Annotated in this window: 23 protein-coding genes, 1 rRNA gene and 2 other annotated features; all 24 genes read left to right on the top strand. The window is 40.3% G+C overall.

The window, feature by feature from the left end; translation table 11 throughout:
* The first annotated feature begins 3 nt into the window (after positions 1–3).
* The 24 genes from rrf (at position 4) to ASC42_RS12275 (ending at position 19,241) form a co-directional block, all read left to right on the top strand.
* Positions 4–120: ribosomal RNA gene (gene rrf, locus ASC42_RS12390) — 5S ribosomal RNA — on the top strand.
* Between the two features lie 228 nt (positions 121–348).
* Positions 349–759, top strand: coding sequence for a CtsR family transcriptional regulator (locus tag ASC42_RS12385; RefSeq protein ID WP_425339080.1), 411 nt, complete (start codon positions 349–351; stop codon positions 757–759).
* A gap of 14 nt (positions 760–773) precedes the next feature.
* Positions 774–1,328 carry a protein-arginine kinase activator protein McsA gene (mcsA, locus tag ASC42_RS12380; protein WP_055441992.1) on the top strand — a complete coding sequence of 185 codons (555 nt, stop codon included), beginning with the start codon at positions 774–776 and terminating at the stop codon, positions 1,326–1,328.
* Positions 1,321–2,385, top strand: a complete 1,065-nt coding sequence (gene mcsB, locus ASC42_RS12375; RefSeq protein WP_055441991.1) for a protein-arginine kinase McsB — start codon at positions 1,321–1,323, stop codon at positions 2,383–2,385. Before mcsA ends, mcsB begins: the two co-directional genes overlap by 8 nt.
* 20 nt (positions 2,386–2,405) lie before the next feature.
* Complete coding sequence (gene clpC, locus ASC42_RS12370) at positions 2,406–4,838, top strand: ATP-dependent protease ATP-binding subunit ClpC (protein WP_055441990.1); 2,433 nt, start codon at positions 2,406–2,408, stop codon at positions 4,836–4,838.
* Positions 4,839–4,896: 58 nt separating this feature from the next.
* Positions 4,897–6,291 carry a DNA repair protein RadA gene (gene radA / locus ASC42_RS12365; protein WP_055441989.1) on the top strand — a complete coding sequence of 465 codons (1,395 nt, stop codon included), beginning with the start codon at positions 4,897–4,899 and terminating at the stop codon, positions 6,289–6,291.
* Positions 6,292–6,380: 89 nt separating this feature from the next.
* Positions 6,381–7,469, top strand: coding sequence for a PIN/TRAM domain-containing protein (locus tag ASC42_RS12360; RefSeq protein ID WP_055441988.1), 1,089 nt, complete (start codon positions 6,381–6,383; stop codon positions 7,467–7,469).
* A gap of 19 nt (positions 7,470–7,488) precedes the next feature.
* Positions 7,489–8,175, top strand: a complete 687-nt coding sequence (ispD, locus tag ASC42_RS12355) for a 2-C-methyl-D-erythritol 4-phosphate cytidylyltransferase (RefSeq protein ID WP_055441987.1) — start codon at positions 7,489–7,491, stop codon at positions 8,173–8,175.
* A complete protein-coding gene (gene ispF / locus ASC42_RS12350) occupies positions 8,175–8,657 on the top strand; it encodes a 2-C-methyl-D-erythritol 2,4-cyclodiphosphate synthase (RefSeq protein ID WP_055441986.1) in 483 nt (160 codons plus the stop codon). Before ispD ends, ispF begins: the two co-directional genes overlap by 1 nt.
* Before the next feature lie 63 nt (positions 8,658–8,720).
* The gene (gene gltX / locus ASC42_RS12345) at positions 8,721–10,181 is read left to right on the top strand and encodes a glutamate--tRNA ligase (protein WP_055441985.1); all 1,461 of its coding nucleotides are present in this window, start codon (positions 8,721–8,723) and stop codon (positions 10,179–10,181) included.
* Positions 10,182–10,223: 42 nt separating this feature from the next.
* Positions 10,224–10,443 (top strand) — a binding site (T-box leader).
* Between the two features lie 55 nt (positions 10,444–10,498).
* Positions 10,499–11,164, top strand: a complete 666-nt coding sequence (gene cysE / locus ASC42_RS12340) for a serine O-acetyltransferase (protein WP_055441995.1) — start codon at positions 10,499–10,501, stop codon at positions 11,162–11,164.
* Positions 11,145–12,542: a cysteine--tRNA ligase gene (gene cysS, locus ASC42_RS12335; protein ID WP_055441984.1), complete on the top strand. Its 1,398-nt coding sequence runs from the start codon at positions 11,145–11,147 to the stop codon at positions 12,540–12,542. Before cysE ends, cysS begins: the two co-directional genes overlap by 20 nt.
* Positions 12,543–12,546: 4 nt before the next feature.
* On the top strand, positions 12,547–12,972 hold the full coding sequence (locus tag ASC42_RS12330) for a Mini-ribonuclease 3 (protein WP_032101437.1): 426 nt from the start codon (positions 12,547–12,549) through the stop codon (positions 12,970–12,972).
* Positions 12,973–12,974: 2 nt separating this feature from the next.
* A complete protein-coding gene (rlmB, locus tag ASC42_RS12325) occupies positions 12,975–13,712 on the top strand; it encodes a 23S rRNA (guanosine(2251)-2'-O)-methyltransferase RlmB (protein ID WP_055441983.1) in 738 nt (245 codons plus the stop codon).
* A gap of 1 nt (position 13,713) precedes the next feature.
* Positions 13,714–14,223 (top strand): NYN domain-containing protein, encoded by a 510-nt coding sequence (locus ASC42_RS12320; RefSeq protein WP_032101435.1) that lies wholly within the window; start codon positions 13,714–13,716, stop codon positions 14,221–14,223.
* Positions 14,224–14,290: 67 nt separating this feature from the next.
* A complete protein-coding gene (gene sigH / locus ASC42_RS12315) occupies positions 14,291–14,941 on the top strand; it encodes an RNA polymerase sporulation sigma factor SigH (RefSeq protein WP_072242747.1) in 651 nt (216 codons plus the stop codon).
* A 63-nt stretch (positions 14,942–15,004) separates the two neighbouring features.
* Complete coding sequence (gene rpmG, locus ASC42_RS12310) at positions 15,005–15,154, top strand: 50S ribosomal protein L33 (protein WP_032101433.1); 150 nt, start codon at positions 15,005–15,007, stop codon at positions 15,152–15,154.
* A 31-nt stretch (positions 15,155–15,185) separates the two neighbouring features.
* The gene (secE, locus tag ASC42_RS12305; protein WP_055441982.1) at positions 15,186–15,368 is read left to right on the top strand and encodes a preprotein translocase subunit SecE; all 183 of its coding nucleotides are present in this window, start codon (positions 15,186–15,188) and stop codon (positions 15,366–15,368) included.
* A 120-nt stretch (positions 15,369–15,488) separates the two neighbouring features.
* Positions 15,489–16,022 carry a transcription termination/antitermination protein NusG gene (gene nusG / locus ASC42_RS12300; protein WP_019418665.1) on the top strand — a complete coding sequence of 178 codons (534 nt, stop codon included), beginning with the start codon at positions 15,489–15,491 and terminating at the stop codon, positions 16,020–16,022.
* Between the two features lie 151 nt (positions 16,023–16,173).
* On the top strand, positions 16,174–16,599 hold the full coding sequence (rplK, locus tag ASC42_RS12295; protein WP_003397643.1) for a 50S ribosomal protein L11: 426 nt from the start codon (positions 16,174–16,176) through the stop codon (positions 16,597–16,599).
* A 103-nt stretch (positions 16,600–16,702) separates the two neighbouring features.
* Positions 16,703–17,404: a 50S ribosomal protein L1 gene (gene rplA / locus ASC42_RS12290; RefSeq protein ID WP_055441981.1), complete on the top strand. Its 702-nt coding sequence runs from the start codon at positions 16,703–16,705 to the stop codon at positions 17,402–17,404.
* Positions 17,405–17,456: 52 nt separating this feature from the next.
* Positions 17,457–17,602: a sequence feature (ribosomal protein L10 leader region), on the top strand.
* A 42-nt stretch (positions 17,603–17,644) separates the two neighbouring features.
* Positions 17,645–18,145: a 50S ribosomal protein L10 gene (rplJ, locus tag ASC42_RS12285; protein WP_006322668.1), complete on the top strand. Its 501-nt coding sequence runs from the start codon at positions 17,645–17,647 to the stop codon at positions 18,143–18,145.
* A 45-nt stretch (positions 18,146–18,190) separates the two neighbouring features.
* Positions 18,191–18,556, top strand: coding sequence for a 50S ribosomal protein L7/L12 (rplL, locus tag ASC42_RS12280; RefSeq protein WP_003397647.1), 366 nt, complete (start codon positions 18,191–18,193; stop codon positions 18,554–18,556).
* 85 nt (positions 18,557–18,641) lie between these two features.
* Positions 18,642–19,241, top strand: coding sequence for a class I SAM-dependent methyltransferase (locus tag ASC42_RS12275; protein ID WP_055441980.1), 600 nt, complete (start codon positions 18,642–18,644; stop codon positions 19,239–19,241).
* The last annotated feature ends 177 nt before the right edge of the window (positions 19,242–19,418 follow it).

Below are 19,418 nucleotides of genomic sequence, written 5' to 3'. Positions count from 1 at the left end.
TTGCTCGGTGACGATGGCGGAGAGGTCACACCCGTTCCCATCCCGAACACGGAAGTTAAGCTCTCCAGCGCCGATGGTAGTTGGCGGGACACCGCCTGCGAGAGTAGGACGTTGCCGGGCAAATAGAAAGACCAAGACTAAATTGTCTTGGTCTTTTTGTTTTTTTGTTTTATTGAATAAACGCAATGGGTAAAATATGTGAGAAAAAGAAGGGAATCCTTGCATTTTTGAAGAAATCCGTATATATTAAAATTAAAGTCAAATATAGTCAAAGTCAACTGGCAGAGGAGGGGTTATGTGAGGAATATCTCTGATGTCATTGAGCAATATTTAAAGCAAGTATTAAATATGAGCGGAAAAGATATCGTTGAGATTAAACGAAGCGAAATTGCAGATAAGTTTCAGTGTGTTCCTTCTCAAATTAACTATGTCATTAATACACGGTTTACATTAGAAAGAGGGTACATTGTTGAGAGTAAGCGAGGTGGCGGTGGCTATATCCGTATAATGAAAGTAAAAACTCAAAGTGCCCCCCAGCTTATTGACCATTTATTGTCCCTTGTTCAAGAACGGATTAGCCAGACAAATGGAGAACATATTATTCAACGCTTATTAGATGAAAAGGTAATTTCAAAACGAGAAGCGAATATGATGTTAAACATTATTGATCGCACGGTTCTATCTCTTGACCTTCCCCATCGTGATGAACTGCGTGCGCGCATATTAAAAGCGATGCTGACATCTTTAAAGTATATGTAGAGAGGGTGAACACTTTGATATGTCAAGAGTGTAATCAACGGCCAGCAACGCTTCATTTCACTAAAATTGTTAATGGAGAAAAAACAGAAATTCATCTTTGTGAACAGTGCGCTCATGAAAAAGGTGAAATGTTTATGTTCCCACATCAAGGCGCTTTTTCAATCAATAATTTAATTGCGGGACTATTAAATATGGATGCATCGCTAAAAGAACCAAAAGCCCCCTCTTTTCACAATGAGCATATATTACAATGTGAGCGTTGCAAAATGACATATGCCCAATTCGTTAAAGTCGGTCGTTTTGGTTGTGCGAGTTGTTATGAAACATTTCGTAGCTATTTACCACCTATTTTTCGGAAGTTACATGGAGGACATGTAGCACATGAAGGAAAAATTCCGAAGCGAGTGGGGGGTACATTGTACGTTCGTAAGCAAATCGGCCAGTTAAAACAAATGCTACAGGAGCTTATTGCTAAAGAACAATTTGAGAAAGCTGCTGAAGTGCGTGATCAAATTCGAGAACTCGAAGCAAAATTAAATACGGAAGGGGGCGCTTCATTACATGAATGAACATTTGTTTTTCCAACGCGCTCTCAGTCCATGGATGAACGAAGAGGGACCAGATTCTGATATTGTGTTAAGTAGTCGTATTCGTTTAGCGAGAAATATGAAACAATATTCGTTTCCGACCGTATGTACAAATGAAGAGGCTATACAAATTGTTCAATTATTTGAACATTTGTTTTCGCAAAAGCGATTCGGTGATCTTGGTCCTTTCGTTTTATTGAAAATGAATGAATTACAAACTATTGAAAAGCGTGTATTAGTTGAAAAACACTTGATCAGCCCTCACTTAGCTGAGGATTGTACATTTGGTGCATGCTTATTATCAGAGCAAGAAGAAGCAAGCATTATGATCAACGAGGAAGATCATATTCGTATTCAATGTTTGTTTGCTGGTTTTCAGTTGAGAGAAGCATTAAAATTGGCAAATGCTTTAGATGATTGGATTGAACAACACATCGATTATGCTTTTGATGAAAAGTACGGTTATTTGACGAGTTGCCCTACAAATGTCGGAACAGGACTGCGCGCATCCGTTATGATGCATTTGCCAGGCCTTGTGTTAACGCAGCAAATGAATCAAATTATTCCTGCAATTAATCAGCTCGGTTTAGTTGTTCGTGGCACGTATGGAGAAGGTAGCGAAGCGTTAGGAAACATTTTTCAAATTTCGAATCAAGTTACATTAGGAAAAAGTGAAGAGGATATTGTTGAAGACTTAACAGGTGTTGTTCGTCAATTAATTGAACAAGAACGAATGGCACGTGAGGCATTAGTCAAAACTTCTAACATACAATTAGAAGATAGGGTATATCGTTCTTACGGTGTGTTAACGAACAGTCGGATCATCGGTTCAAAAGAAGCTGCCCAATGTTTATCTGATGTACGGTTAGGCATTGATCTCGGATATATTACGAACGTGCCAAAAACAATTTTAACAGAGCTCATGATTTTGACACAGCCCGGCTTTTTACAAAAATATGCTGGTGGCGCATTACGCCCGCAAGAACGGGATATTCGCCGTGCATCGCTCATTCGTGAACGATTATACCAATGGAAGTGAATAAAAGGAGGTTGATGAAAATGATGTTCGGACGTTTTACAGAACGAGCACAAAAGGTGTTAGCATTAGCACAAGAAGAAGCAGTTCGATTAGGACATAACAATATTGGGACAGAGCACATTTTGCTTGGTCTTATTCGAGAGGGGGAAGGAATTGCAGCAAAAGCGCTTATGGCGCTCGGGTTAGGACCAGATAAAATACAAAAAGAAGTAGAATCGCTTATTGGGCGTGGAAATGAAGTTGGGCAAACGATCCACTATACACCACGTGCCAAAAAAGTGATTGAATTGTCAATGGATGAAGCTAGGAAACTTGGACATTCTTACGTTGGTACAGAACATATTTTGCTTGGTCTTATTCGAGAAGGAGAAGGTGTAGCCGCTCGCGTTTTAAACAATTTAGGAGTAAGCTTAAATAAAGCTCGCCAACAAGTACTTCAATTATTAGGAAGCAATGAGTCTGCCTCAGGACATCATGGGGGAACAACGCACGCGAATACGCCAACGTTAGACAGTTTAGCCCGCGATTTAACAGCGATCGCACGTGAAGGTGGTTTGGATCCTGTTATTGGAAGAAGTAAAGAAATCCAACGTGTCATTGAAGTGTTAAGCCGTAGAACGAAAAATAATCCTGTTTTAATTGGGGAACCAGGGGTAGGAAAAACAGCCATTGCCGAAGGACTAGCTCAACAAATTGTTAATAACGAAGTGCCAGAGACGCTTCGTGATAAGCGTGTAATGACGCTCGATATGGGCACGGTCGTTGCAGGTACGAAATATCGTGGTGAGTTTGAAGATCGTTTGAAAAAAGTGATGGATGAAATTCGCCAAGCAGGCAACATCATTTTGTTTATTGACGAATTGCACACCCTCATAGGAGCTGGCGGTGCAGAAGGAGCGATTGATGCATCAAATATTTTAAAACCATCCCTTGCGCGTGGCGAACTACAATGTATTGGGGCAACAACGTTAGATGAATACCGAAAATATATTGAAAAAGATGCTGCGTTAGAAAGACGTTTCCAACCCATTCATGTTGGCGAACCAACGGTTGAAGAATCGATCCAAATCTTAAAAGGACTACGCGATCGTTACGAAGCTCATCATCGTGTTTCTATTTCGGATGAGGCAATTGAGCAAGCTGTGAAGCTTTCAGATCGTTACATCTCGGATCGATTTTTACCAGATAAAGCGATTGATTTAATTGACGAAGCTTGTTCGAAAGTACGTTTACGTTCGTTTACGACACCACCAAATTTAAAAGAGCTCGAACAAAAACTCGAGGAAATTCGCAAAGAAAAAGATGCAGCTGTGCAAAGCCAAGAGTTTGAAAAAGCTGCATCATTACGAGATGCGGAACAAAAATTGCGCGAACAACTTGAAGAAACGAAACGGGCTTGGAAAGAGAAACAAGGTCAAGAAAACTCAGAAGTGACTGTTGAGGATATTGCAGCCGTCGTATCAAGTTGGACGGGGATCCCAGTCTCTAAATTAGCTCAAACTGAAACAGAACGATTATTAAAGTTAGAGGAAATTTTACATTCTCGTGTTATCGGACAAGAAGAAGCTGTCAAAGCAGTTGCAAAAGCAGTGCGTCGCGCCCGTGCAGGATTAAAAGATCCAAAACGCCCAATCGGCTCGTTTATTTTTCTCGGACCGACGGGTGTAGGGAAAACGGAACTGGCACGTGCGCTTGCGGAAGCGATGTTTGGTGATGAAGATGCGATGATTCGGATCGACATGTCTGAGTATATGGAGAAACATTCGACATCACGTCTTGTTGGTTCGCCTCCGGGATATGTTGGTTACGAAGAAGGTGGACAATTAACAGAAAAAGTGCGTCGCAAACCGTATTCAGTCATTTTATTAGATGAGATTGAAAAAGCGCATCCAGATGTGTTTAACATTTTATTGCAAGTGTTAGAGGATGGACGTTTAACGGATTCGAAAGGACGGACAGTTGATTTCCGAAATACGATCATTATTATGACATCAAACGTTGGCGCTGACGCCTTGAAGAGAAATAAATATGTTGGTTTTAATGTACAAGATGAGAGTCAACAGTATAAAGATATGAAAGGGAAAGTGATGGACGAGTTGAAAAAAGCGTTTCGTCCGGAATTTTTAAACCGAATTGATGAAATTATTGTTTTCCACTCACTTGAGAAGAAACATTTAAAAGAAATTGTATCACTAATGGTTGAGCAATTGAAAAAACGTCTACAAGAACAACAAATTGATTTAGAGTTAACCGATGCAGCAATCGAGAAGTTAGCGGAAGAAGGTTATGACTTAGAATACGGAGCACGTCCATTGCGTCGAGCAATTCAAAAACATGTTGAAGATCGTTTGTCCGAAGAACTGTTAAAAGGAACGATTGGCAGCGGACAAAAAGTTGTTATGGATGTTAAAGATGGTCAGTTTGTTGTGTTAACAAACGAAACAGTAAAATAACGAAAACAAGGTATGCTTACATGCATACCTTGTTTTTCATGATGAAAGGAATGGAGCAATGGTTAAACGGAAAACGAAATTCGTTTGTCAACATTGTGGGTATGAAACGGCCAAATGGATGGGAAAATGTCCAGGATGCCATTCGTGGAATGCAATGGTCGAAGAAACGGAAATTGTAAAACCACATAACCGGGCACTATTTGTGCATACAGAGGGGATAGTAGCTAAACCTGTATCGATTACGACAGTAGAAACGACGCAGGAACCGAGAATTGATACGAAGTTCACGGAGTTTAATCGCGTGTTAGGAGGCGGAATTGTTCGTGGTTCCCTCGTTTTGATCGGTGGGGATCCTGGCATCGGGAAATCAACTTTGTTGTTGCAAATTTGCGCCCAACTTGCAAACGATACACATAATGTATTATATATTTCGGGAGAAGAATCAGTAAAACAAACAAAGTTGCGTGCTGAGCGGTTACATGTGACAGCTGAACATTTATATGTTTTATCTGAGACAAATTTAGAACATATTATCCAAACGATTGATGAGATGAAGTCTGCTTTTGTTGTCATTGACTCGATTCAGACGATATATCGTTCAGAGATTACATCAGCGCCAGGGAGCGTTTCACAAGTTCGTGAATGTACAGCAGAGCTGATGCGAATAGCTAAAACGAAAGGTATTGCGATTTTCATTGTCGGACATGTCACGAAAGAAGGAGCGCTTGCAGGTCCGCGTATTCTTGAACATATGGTAGATACCGTATTATATTTTGAGGGCGAACGCCATCATACGTACCGCATTTTACGAGCGGTGAAAAATCGATTTGGTTCCACAAATGAAATCGGTATTTTCGAAATGAAAGAAATAGGGCTTACAGAAGTCAAAAACCCATCAGAAATTTTTTTAGAAGAGCGTTCGAAAGGTGCTTCAGGGTCAACGGTTGTCGCTTCTATGGAAGGGACGAGACCTGTGTTAGTGGAAATTCAAGCATTAGTATCGCCGACTAGTTTCGGAACGCCACGTCGAATGGCAACAGGAATAGATCATAATCGTGTATCTTTACTAATGGCGGTGCTTGAAAAAAGGGTCGGCCTACTTCTTCAAAACCAGGATGCTTATTTAAAAGTGGCTGGTGGAATTAAGTTAGATGAACCTGCGATTGACTTAGCCATTGTGGTAAGCATTGCATCTAGTTTTCGTGATCAACCAACAAACCATACGGACGTTGTGATCGGAGAAGTCGGATTGACAGGTGAAGTACGTCGTGTATCCCGCATTGAACAGCGTGTGCAAGAAGCTGCTAAACTTGGCTTTCAGCGTATCATTATTCCGAAAAGCAACATCGGTGGCTGGAACGTTCCAAAAGGTGTTGAAGTCATTGGAGTAACTAATGTAGAAGAAGCGCTATATTACGCATTAGGAGAAGGGAAAAATCGTCCAATATTTTAACAAAACCATTAAAAAATGATTAAAAATGATGTTCAGATTGGTTTCAAACATTGGAAACTGTTTATAATGTAATAGAGGAGGTGAAAAGCGTGTTAAAACGAATTGTGCAAGCATCTTTTTTCATTACTGGGGGAATGTTAGGAATTATTTTCTTTCCTACTTTGTTAAAACTATTGCATCTAAACGATCTTCCTTATGTCGATAGCCCATATGTAGCCGCCCCAGTTGGTGCGATCATCGTATTCCTTCTCACGTTTTGGTTAGTCGATCATGTGGTTGGACTTATTCATTGGATGGAAGAAACGTTAGTTAAAGCACCTGTAACAGACTTACTATTCGGGAGTCTCGGTTTAATTTTCGGATTGATTGTAGCCTTTTTAGTCGTTATTCCATTAAACTCTATTCAAATTCCGCTTGTTAATACGATATTGCCGATTTTTCTTACGCTATTGTTAGGTTACTTAGGATTTCAAGTTGGATTTAAAAAACGCGATGAACTAATGAACCTATTTTCTTTACCGAATCGAAGTGGAAAGAAAAAAGGTAGCGAGGAAGAAGAAAAAAAGGGGAAATCGCTAAAAATTTTAGATACGAGTGTCATCATTGACGGTCGTATTGCAGATATTTGTCAAACGGGCTTTTTGGAAGGGACGATTGTCATTCCGCGGTTTGTTCTTGAAGAATTGCAACATATCGCTGACTCTTCTGATGCTTTAAAGAGAAATCGTGGACGGAGAGGACTAGATATTTTAAACCGCATTCAAAAAGAGTTAGCAATTAACGTGGAAATATATGAGGGCGATTTTGAAGGAATCCAAGAAGTCGACAGCAAGCTTGTAAAATTGGCTCAATTGACATCAGGCGTTGTCGTGACAAATGACTTTAATTTAAATAAAGTATGCGAGTTGCAAAATGTTCCCGTACTAAATATTAACGACTTAGCGAACGCAGTAAAACCGATCGTTCTTCCAGGGGAAGAATTAAATGTTCACGTCATTAAAGATGGGAAAGAACAAAATCAAGGTGTTGCTTATTTAGATGATGGGACGATGATCGTTGTAGAGGACGGAAAAGACTACATCGGAAAACGAGTCGATGTGCTTGTGACGAGCGTCTTACAAACTTCGGCTGGAAGAATGATTTTTGCTAAATTAAAATTACTTGAAAAAGCATTATGAGCTGTTAGGAGATAGGAAAATGAATTACCATGTCGTTATACCGGCAGCTGGCCGAGGAAAACGAATGAATGCAGGAATAAACAAACAGTTTATTGAGCTTGAAGGAATACCTGTTATTATTCATACGTTACGTGTATTTGAAAGAGATAATTTATGTCAAGGTATTGTTTTAGTTATTAACGATCAAGAACGTGAGCAATTTGTTCATATGCTTCATCGCTTTGAAATAAAAAAAGTAAACGCCCTCGTTTCAGGAGGGGAAGAAAGACAACAGAGCGTCTACAACGGGTTAAAAGCGGTAAATGATGGTCATATTGTGCTCATCCATGATGGTGCTCGTCCGTTTGTAACAATCAAAAAAATTCATGAGCTTGTTCAGGCAACAAAAGGGACGGGAGCAGCTGTACTTGCTGTTCCTGTCAAGGATACGATGAAACAGGTGATCGATGGCCATATTCAAAAAACGGTCGATCGATCGAGCTTGTGGGCTGTACAAACCCCACAAGCTTTTTCCATGCCATTAATACTCGACGCTCATGAGCGAGCAAAAAAAGAACAGTTTATTGGAACAGATGATGCAAGTCTTGTTGAACGGATGGGGCAACGTGTCGTCATTGTAGAAGGCGAGTATACAAACATTAAATTAACAACACCAGAAGATTTATTATTTGCAGAGGCTATTTTACGTGCGAGAGGGGATCAATGATGTATCGAATTGGACAAGGGTTTGATGTCCATCAGTTTGCTGAAGGGCGTCCGCTTATCATTGGTGGAATCCATATTCCGTATGAGAAAGGACTGCTTGGACATTCTGATGCGGATGTGTTGTTACATGCCATTGCTGATGCTTGTTTAGGAGCCATTGGTGAAGGAGACATTGGAAAACATTTCCCTGATACAGATGAAGCATACAAGGATGCTGATTCTGCGCTTCTTCTACAACGGGTATGGAATCTTGTGCGGCGACATGGATATACACTTGTTAATGTGGACTGCACAATTATTGCTCAAAAACCAAAAATGGCTCCATATATCCCAAACATGCAAAAACGAATTGCTGAATTATTAGAAGGAGACGTTTCACAAGTCAACGTAAAGGCGACGACGACAGAAAAGCTCGGCTTTACAGGGAGAGGAGAAGGAATTGCTGCACAAGCCGTCGTTTTGTTACAAAAAAATAATGAATGATGGATTTTGTATGGCGTTTACGGTACAATGGGGTACAGAAATTAGGTAGATGGAGGTCATGACATGTCACAGGAAGTAAGGGTGCGTTACGCGCCGAGTCCGACGGGTCATTTACATATTGGCGGTGCGCGCACAGCGTTGTTTAACTATTTGTTTGCTCGCCATCATCATGGGAAATTTATCGTTCGTATTGAAGATACAGATATTGAGCGGAATGTAGAAGGTGGCGAACAGTCACAACTTGAAAATTTAAAATGGCTCGGTATTGAATATGACGAATCTGTCGATAAAGATGGAGGAAATGGTCCTTATCGTCAAACGGAGCGTCTGCACATATATCGTCAATATACGAACGAATTGTTAGAAAAAGGCTATGCTTATAAATGTTTTTGTACACCTGAGGAACTAGAACAAGAGCGTGAGGCGCAAAAAGCGGCAGGTATTGCGGCGCCACAATACAGCGGAAAATGCCGTCATTTAACGCCAGAGCAAGTTCAACAGCTCGAAGCAGAAGGAAAACCTTACGCAATTCGTTTAAAAGTTCCAGAAGGAAAAGTATATGAATTCGAAGATATGGTGCGCGGTCATGTATCGTTTGAGTCGAAAGATATTGGCGATTGGGTGATCGTCAAAGCGAACGGCATCCCAACGTATAACTTTGCTGTCGTGATTGATGATCATTTAATGAAAATTACGCACGTGTTCCGCGGCGAAGAGCATTTATCAAACACTCCGAAACAATTAATGGTTTATGAATATTTTGGTTGGGAGCCACCAAAATACGCGCATTTAACGCTGATTGTAAATGAAAATCGCAAAAAATTGTCAAAGCGCGATGAGTCGATTATTCAATTCGTTTCTCAATATAAAGAGCTTGGATATTTACCAGAAGCGATGTTTAACTTTTTTGCACTATTAGGTTGGTCGCCAGAAGGGGAAGAGGAGATTTTTACCAAAGAAGAACTCATTCGCATGTTTGATGTTTCCCGTTTATCCAAATCTCCGTCCATGTTTGATAAACAAAAGTTAACATGGATGAACAACCAGTATATTAAAAAACTTGATTTAGATCGTTTAGTAGAACTGTCGCTTCCTCATTTAATTCAAACAGGGCGCTTGCCAGAACAGATGACCGATGAGCAAAAGCAGTGGGCTCGTGATTTAATTGCACTATATCAAGAGCAAATGAGCTACGGCGCTGAGATTGTTGAGCTGTCAGAGTTGTTCTTTAAGCAAGAAATCGAGTATGATGAAGAGGCGAAGGTTGTTTTAGCTGGTGAACAAGTGCCACATGTATTAAAAGCATTTTATGAGCAAATTGAACAGCTTACAACGTTTGACAGTGAGCACATTAAAGCAGCGATTAAAACAGTACAAAAAGAAACTGGCCAAAAAGGGAAAAACTTATTTATGCCAATTCGCGTAGCGGTTACAGGGCAAACGCATGGTCCAGAGCTTCCAGAGGCGATTCGTTTGCTTGGAAAAGAAACGGTGCTATCTCGATTAACTCAATTCATTCGTTAACATTTCCTTGTTTATGCAATAAAATAGGTGTAAGCTATATTAGTGAAAGCGTTGATGAGGAGAAGTAAAAAGAATCAGCATGTCAGAGAGAACCACCTTGGCTGGAAGTGGTTTATGTTTGATTCTTTTGAAATGCACCTCGGAGCCTCCTTTCGAATCAGAGACGTTCTGTAGTAGAATGGAGCGGATTCCCTTCCGTTATAAGGGCAAGAGTGAGCCTTAAGGCTAAACAGAGTGGAACCGCGCAAGAAGCGTCTCTGTGTCATTGTACACAGAGACGTTTTTTTTATTTGAAAGATAACAAAGGGGGAATGATGGTGTTTAAAACATTAAAAGAGGACATTGAAGTTATTTTTGAACAAGATCCGGCAGCAAGAAGTTATTTAGAAGTCATTTTAACGTATTCAGGGTTGCACGCCATTTGGGCACATCGCATTGCCCATGCACTTTATAAGCGGAAATTTTATTTTTTAGCACGCCTCATTTCACAAATTAGTCGTTTTTTTACGGGCATTGAAATTCATCCAGGGGCAAAAATTGGTCGCCGCTTTTTCATCGATCATGGCATGGGAGTCGTCATCGGGGAAACATGCGAGATCGGTGACAATGTGACAGTATATCAAGGCGTCACACTCGGTGGAACGGGAAAAGAGAAGGGGAAGCGCCATCCGACAATTAAAGATAATTGTTTGATTGCTACCGGCGCAAAGGTGCTTGGTTCGATTACGGTTGGGGAAAATAGTAAAATTGGGGCAGGATCGGTCGTGTTGAAAGATGTGCCGCCGAACTCAACCGTTGTCGGCATTCCAGGTCGCGTTGTTGTACAAAATGGCGTGCGTGTGAATAAAGATCTAAATCATTGTGATTTGCCGGATCCGATTGCAGATCGCTTTAAAGAGTTAGAAGCAGAAATCGAGCAACTAAAAGCACAATTAGAAGATCTAAAGAAAGGAACGGTGAACCATGAGCATTCAAGTGTATAATACGTTAACGCGAAAAAAGGAGCCATTTATCCCGTTAGAACCAAATAAAGTGAAAATGTATGTATGTGGTCCGACAGTATACAACTATATTCATATTGGCAACGCTCGTCCAGCGATTGTGTTTGATACGATTCGTCGCTACTTACAATTTCGTGGGTATGAAGTACAATATGTTTCCAACTTCACAGATGTAGATGATAAACTTATTCGCGCAGCAAGGGAATTAGGAGAAGATGTGCCGACGATTGCGGAGCGGTTTATTGAAGCGTATTTTGAAGATATTACAGCGCTTGGTTGCAAAAAGGCAGACGTTCATCCACGGGTAACAGAAAACATAGATACAATCATTCAATTTATTGAACAGCTTATTGAAAAAGGATATGCGTATGAAGTTGATGGTGATGTATATTATCGAACGCGCCGTTTCTCTGATTATGGGAAGCTATCGCATCAATCGATTGATGAATTAAAATCAGGTGCTCGTATTGAAGTCGAAGAAAAAAAAGAAGATCCGCTTGACTTTGCGCTATGGAAAGCGGCAAAAGAAGGAGAGATTTATTGGGATAGCCCATGGGGAAAAGGGCGTCCAGGATGGCATATTGAATGCTCGGCGATGGCGCGCAAATATTTAGGAGATACGATTGATATTCATGCTGGGGGACAAGATTTAACGTTCCCGCACCATGAAAATGAAATTGCTCAGTCTGAAGCGCTAACAGGAAAGCCTTTTGCGAAATATTGGTTGCATAACGGCTACATTAATATCGATAATGAAAAAATGTCGAAATCGCTCGGGAACTTTATTTTAGTGCACGACATTATTAAGCAAGTTGATCCGCAAGTGTTACGTTTCTTTATGCTTTCAGTTCACTATCGTCATCCAATCAACTATAGCCAACCGTTACTTGAAAGTGCAAAAAGCGGATTAGAACGCTTAAAAACAGCTTATGCGAACTTAAAACATCGTTTAGAAAGCAGCACGAATTTAACGACGAATGATGAACAATGGCTAGCGAAAATTGAAGGATTAAGAGACGAGTTTATTCGAGAAATGGATGATGATTTTAATACAGCAAACGGGATCGCTGTTCTGTTTGAATTAGCGAAACAAGCCAATGTATACTTAATGGAAAAGCATACATCGAAACAGGTCATTCAAGCATTTTTACAACAATTTGAACAGATTTTTGATGTGCTTGGCCTTTCTTTACAACACGATGAATTACTTGATGAAGAAATTGAAGCACTTATCCAACAGCGAATTGAAGCGCGGAAAAATCGCGATTTCGCCTTAGCTGATCGGATTCGTGATGAATTAAAGGCAAAAAACATTATTTTAGAAGATACACCACAAGGAACGAGATGGAGAAGAGGATAAGACGATGTTACATTTGTTTAACAAAATTAAGGATTTTGAACAGTTAAACGGTTTAACGTTAGCTTATATTGGTGATGCCGTATACGAATTATTCGTACGGCATCACCTCCTTACCTTAGGGAAAGTAAAACCAAACGATTTACACAACTTAGCAAAAACATACGTTTGTGCTAAAGCGCAATCACGAGTATTGCAATGGTTGCTCAATCATAACCAGCTTTCTGAACAGGAAGTAGCTATTGTTCGAAGAGGTCGTAATGCAAAATCGGGGAGTACACCGAAAAATACAGATGTACAAACGTACCGTCAAAGCACAGGATTTGAAGCGTTAGTTGGTTACCATTTTTTAAGCGGAAATGAAGAACGTCTCCACCAATTAATACGTTGGGCGTTAGATGTACATCGCAATGATGAAGAAAGGGGGATGTGATCATGGATCTCATTATCGGTAAAAATCCCGTGTTAGAAGCGTTAAAATCCGGACGAGAAATGAATAAAATATGGATTGCTGAAGGCTCGCAACGTGGTCAAATGCAGTCGATCATTCAGCTCGCCAAAGAGATGGGTATTACAGTACAGTATGTCCCTAAAAAAAAGATGGATCAATTAAGTGACGGCAATCATCAGGGAGTCATTGCACAAGTTGCTGCATATCGATACTATGATATAGACGATTTATTTAAAAAGGCAGAAGCGCAAGGGGAAGCACCATTTTTTATTATTCTAGATGAACTTGAAGATCCACACAATTTAGGTTCGATTATGCGAACAGCTGATGCGGTAGGTGCTCATGGCATTATTATCCCGAAGCGGCGATCGGTCGCTTTAACCGCAACGGTGGCAAAAGCGTCAACGGGTGCGATTGAATATGTGCCTGTTGCGCGTGTAACCAACTTAGCGCGAACGGTAGATGAATTAAAAGAGCGAGGGGTTTGGATTTTTGGAACAGATGCAAAAGGAAACCAAGATTATCGTCAACTTGATGGGGTTATTCCATTAGCCTTAGTTATCGGTAGTGAAGGGAAAGGAATAAGCCGTTTATTACGAGATAAATGCGATGTGCTCGTTCGCTTGCCGATGATTGGACATGTTACATCGTTAAATGCTTCTGTTGCGGCGAGCTTGTTAATGTATGAGGTGTACCGAAAGCGTCATCCATTAGGTGAGTAAAATGGACATTTTAATCGTTGATGGCTACAACATCATCGGTGCCTGGCCAGAACTACGCGAGTTGCGCGATACAGATTTATCGTTAGCTCGTGACCGACTTGTCGAGAAAATGGCGGAATATCAAGCATTTACTGGTTGTAAAGTCATTATTGTTTTTGACGCACACCTCGTACAAGGAACAACAAAAAAATATGTCGATCATCAAGTAGAGGTCATTTTCACGAAGGAAAACGAAACGGCTGATGAACATATCGAGAAATTGGCGAAATCGCTCCAGCAAGTTCGGACAAAAGTATATGTTGCTACGTCAGACTATACGGAACAATGGGCGATTTTCGGTCAAGGAGCGTTACGTAAATCCGCTCGGGAGCTACTCATTGAAGTGGATGCGGTGCAGCGAAATATTTCGACGAACGTTAAGCACATTCAACAAAAGAAGCCGATATCAAAAATTCCTCTGACAGATGAAGTCGCAAAAATTTTCGAAAAATGGCGAAGAGGGGAAAAATGAACGATTGACCCTGTAAAAAAATGTACTGTATAATACTTTTATCCATGTGCAGGGCGGGGGGATCGGCGTGAGCGCAAATGCAAATGAAAAACAACAAAGCCGTTACGAGCAACTAGAAGACGAAATGATTGTGGAACTTGTGCATCAAGGTGATAGTGAGGCGCTTGATTATTTAATTCATAAGTATAAAAATTTTGTCCGAGCGAAGGCGCGTTCATATTTTTTAGTCGGTGCAGATCGCGAAGATATTGTGCAAGAAGGAATGATTGGGTTATACAAAGCAATCCGAGATTTTAAAGAAGATAAGCAGTCTTCATTTAAGGCGTTTGCGGAGTTATGTATTACTCGGCAAATGATTACAGCTATAAAAATGGCTACGCGACAAAAACACATTCCACTCAATTGTTACGTTTCATTGGACAAGCCGATTTACGAAGATGATTCTGCCCGTACATTGATGGACGTTCTTTCGGGAACGAAAATAACAAATCCTGAGGAACTAATTATTAATAGGGAAGAGTTCGATCATATGGAAGAGAAGATGACCGAACTACTTAGCGATTTAGAAAGGAAAGTGCTCCTTCTTTATTTAGAAGGTCGATCATATCAAGAAATTTCGGAAGAGCTCAATCGTCACGTGAAATCCATTGACAACGCATTGCAACGCGTGAAACGCAAATTAGAAAAGTATGTAGAAATTCAAGGAATTCGTTTATAATATTGACATAAAAAAATATTGTATGATACAGTTTTTAAGACGTAGTATGCCGGAGGAAAACGTATGCGCAAAAAAGTGATTTTAGCGTGTAGCCAATGTTTAAGTCGAAATTATTCAACGATGAAAAATGTTGCTCATTACGATGAGCGGCTAGAGATGAAAAAGTTTTGTAAAACATGCCATACGCATACGATTCACCGCGAAACGAAGTAGTTGATGATCCCGAGATGTTGGAGGGTTTCTTATGCAACGAGTAACGAAATTTTTCCGCGAAGTTGTTCGCGAGATGAAAAAAGTCAGCTGGCCGAAACGAAAAGAACTAATAAACTATACGATCACCGTTTTAGCGACAGTGGCATTTTTTACTGTATTTTTTGCTGTTATTGATTTAGGAATTTCAGAGTTAGTTCGTTTTATACTTGAATAGTAATAGTATATCCATGGTATAATGAAAGATAACAAACAAGAAATAAAGCCCGGTAACGGGTTTTTATTTTGCCTAAAAAAAGATTTGTTTAGGGAGGGAAGGACGATATCGTCCCAGCGAATGGAAAAGAATTGGTATGTTATTCATACGTACTCGGGTTATGAAAATAAAGTAAAAACGAACTTAGAAAAGCGTGTTGAGTCGATGGGTATGCAAGATAAAATTTTTCGCGTCGTCGTGCCTGAAGAGGAGGAAACAGACACAAAAGGTGGTAAAAAGAAAGTTGTCAAAAAGAAAGTATTCCCAGGTTACGTGCTCGTCGAAATGATTATGACAGATGACTCCTGGTATGTTGTTCGCAATACACCAGGAGTAACGGGGTTTGTCGGTTCAGCTGGTGCTGGATCGAAACCGACGCCGCTTCTGGAAGAAGAAGTTTCCGCGATTTTAAAACGAATGGGCGTTGATTTGATCGAGTTAGACTTTGATTTCGAATTAAATGAAGCCGTTCGGATTAAAGAAGGTCCCTTTGCGAATTTTGTTGGAACGATCCAAGAAATCGAAATAGATAAACAAAAAGTAACTGTTCTTGTTGACATGTTTGGACGTGAAACACCAGTAGAGCTTGACTTTTCGCAAATTGAAAAAATATAATAGTAAACAACTTGCAAATGGGCAAGAAAAGTGATAATATTTTAAGGTCAGTATGTCTCAATCATTGAGACGAATGCGATGATTGTTTTCATATATGGAGTGGGAGGGAATATCCCTAATACCACATCACGGACTTAAGGAGGTGTGTCTCGTGGCTAAAAAAGTAATTAAAGTTGTCAAATTGCAAATTCCTGCAGGGAAAGCGAATCCAGCACCACCAGTCGGTCCAGCATTAGGTCAAGCTGGTGTTAACATCATGGGATTCTGTAAAGAATTCAACGCTCGTACAGCTGATCAAGCAGGTTTAATTATTCCTGTTGAAATTACGGTATACGAAGACCGTTCATTTACATTTATTACGAAAACTCCACCTGCTGCTGTGTTACTTAAGAAAGCGGCTGGTATCGAGTCTGGTTCTGGTGAGCCAAACCGTAATAAAGTGGCAACAGTAAAGCGCGACAAAGTGCGCGAGATTGCTGAAACAAAAATGCCAGACTTAAACGCGGCGAGCATTGAAGCAGCTATGCGCATGATCGAAGGAACGGCGCGCAGCATGGGTATCGTCATCGAAGACTAATGAAGATCTGGCTGGAAAAGGTTGCGGAAGCGAACTATATAGTTTTCGCAACCTTTATTCGTGGGAGGTCTTTCCGTTAAAACCACAAAAGGAGGAAATAATAATGCCAAAAAGAGGAAAACGTTACTTAGAGGCAGCGAAGTTAATTGATCGCTCTAAAGCATACGACGTAAAAGAAGCGATCGAATTAGTGAAAAAGACAAACGTTGCAAAATTTGATGCAACAGTAGAAGTTGCTTTCCGTTTAGGAGTTGATCCGAAGAAAGCAGATCAACAAATTCGGGGTGCGGTTGTATTACCGCATGGAACAGGTAAAGTACGTCGCGTATTAGTGCTTGCAAAAGGTGAAAAAGCGAAGGAAGCAGAAGCGGCAGGCGCAGATTACGTAGGTGATACAGATTACATCAACAAAATTCAGCAAGGTTGGTTTGAGTTTGATGTTATCGTTGCAACTCCTGATATGATGGGTGAAGTTGGTAAAATCGGTCGTATTTTAGGACCAAAAGGTTTAATGCCAAACCCTAAAACTGGAACGGTTACATTTGATGTTGCGAAAGCAGTCAATGAAATTAAAGCTGGTAAAGTGGAATACCGCGTTGACAAAGCAGGAAACATCCACGTGCCAATCGGTAAAGTATCATTTGATACTGAAAAATTAGTAGAAAACTTCGCGACAATTTATGAGACAATCTTAAAAGTAAAACCAGCAGCGGCGAAGGGCACATACGTGAAAAACGTAACAGTTGCTTCAACGATGGGCCCTGGCGTAAAAGTAGATCCTTCTACTGTTGCTGTTGCTCGCTAATTATAGATATTGACTTTTTAGAAACGCTTTAGTATACTATCTATTGTTTGAAAAGCGAATATCATTTGTACCGTAGACAGTAGGTGCCTCATATAGGCTTAATTTCCTACCGAGGTGTTGAGACTCATAAATAAGTGCATCTTGCACTTTTCGGGGGCCTCCATGTCTGCGTTGACATGGAGGTTTTTTATTGAGCGGTATAAGTGGTGTCGAAACTCAACTTCTACAGGAGGTGTTGACATGAGCAGCGTACTTGAACAAAAGCAGCAGCTAGTAGCGGAGATTGCTGAAAAACTTCGCGCGAGCAAATCAACGATCATTGTTGATTATCGCGGCTTAAATGTCGCTCAAGTTACAGAACTTCGTAAGCAACTTCGCGAAGCGGGCATCGAGTTCAAAGTGTACAAAAACACATTAACTCGTCGTGCTGTTGCTGAGTTAGGCTTAGAAGGTTTAGATGAAACATTAACAGGTCCGAATGCGATCGCATTCAGCAATGATGATGTCGTTGCTCCTGCAAAAATTTTAAACGAATTCGCAAAAAAGAACGAAGCGTTAAAAATTAAAGCAGGTATCATCGAAGGTAACGTAGCAACATTTGAAGAAGTTAAGGCGCTTGCAGAGCTTCCATCTCGCGAAGGCTTGCTCTCTATGTTGCTTAGCGTTCTTCAAGCACCAATCCGCAACTTTGCGCTTGTTACAAAAGCAGTTGCTGAGAAGAAAGAAGAACAAGGTGCTTAATTTACAAATCGCCTAAAACTAAAATATTAAGGAGGAAGATCGATCATGACTAAAGAACAAATCATTGAAGCGGTTAAAAATATGACGGTTTTAGAACTAAACGACTTAGTAAAAGCAATCGAAGAAGAATTTGGTGTAACTGCTGCTGCTCCTGTAGTAGTTGCTGGTGGTGCCGCTGCTGGTGCTGCTGCTGAAGAAAAAACTGAATTCGACGTTATCCTTGCAGATGGCGGAGCACAAAAAATCAAAGTTATCAAAGTTGTGCGCGAACTTACTGGTCTTGGCTTAAAAGAAGCAAAAGACTTAGTAGACAACACTCCAAAGCCAGTTAAAGAAGGCGTTTCTAAAGAAGAAGCTGAAGAAATTAAAGCGAAGCTTGAAGAAGCTGGCGCGAAAGTTGAAATCAAGTAATGATGTGAAGAAGCTCGCTCGTAGTAGCGGGCTTCTTTGTGTTTTTATGTGCGTTCGTTTACAATGAGGGAGAGAGGTGAATATAATGGGTGATCACTACTATACGGAACGGCCAACTGTAGAAAGTAAGCCGTTTCAATGGACGTATATGTTGCGAGGTCATCAGTTTTTATTTACAGTCGATCAAGGTGTATTTTCGAAAAAAGAAGTCGACTTTGGTTCGCGGTTACTAATTGAAACATTTATGGAGCCAGATGTGCGTGGAAATATTCTGGATGTTGGTTGTGGATATGGACCAATCGGTTTGGCACTAGCCAAAGATTTTCCGTATCGAACTGTGCATATGATCGATGTAAATGAGCGAGCAATTGAGTTGGCTGAGAAAAATAAACAGCAAAATGGTATTGAAAATGCCCAAATTTACACAAGTAACTTATTTGACGAAGTAGAAGGGGCGTTTGCTGCGATTGTTACAAACCCGCCAATTCGTGCAGGGAAAGCAGTCGTCCATTCAATTTTTGAGCAAAGTGCGAACTACTTGCTTCCTGGTGGGCAACTATGGGTCGTCATTCAAAAAAAACAAGGTGCTCCATCTGCTTTAGAAAAGTTAAAAACGATTTTTGATCAAGTTGATGTCGTTGAAAAGAAAAAAGGTTACTTTATTATTCGGGCACAAAAAGCTTGACGCCTAATTTTGTGTATGATACCATTATAAAATGCTAAATGTGTATTTTTTTTAGTTTACGTATGCTGTGTATGTATGTATAATTTTAGGTTTAGAGGAAAAACTTATAAAATATATAATAGGTCAAACATGTGGTTTTCTTATAAGAAACCATTTCTTTTTTGTCTGATGACAAGT

Source organism: Anoxybacillus suryakundensis (genome assembly GCF_001418025.1).
In the GTDB taxonomy this organism is placed as follows: Bacteria; Bacillota; Bacilli; order Bacillales; family Anoxybacillaceae; genus Anoxybacillus; species Anoxybacillus tengchongensis.
This window is presented reverse-complemented; position numbering and strand designations above follow the sequence as displayed.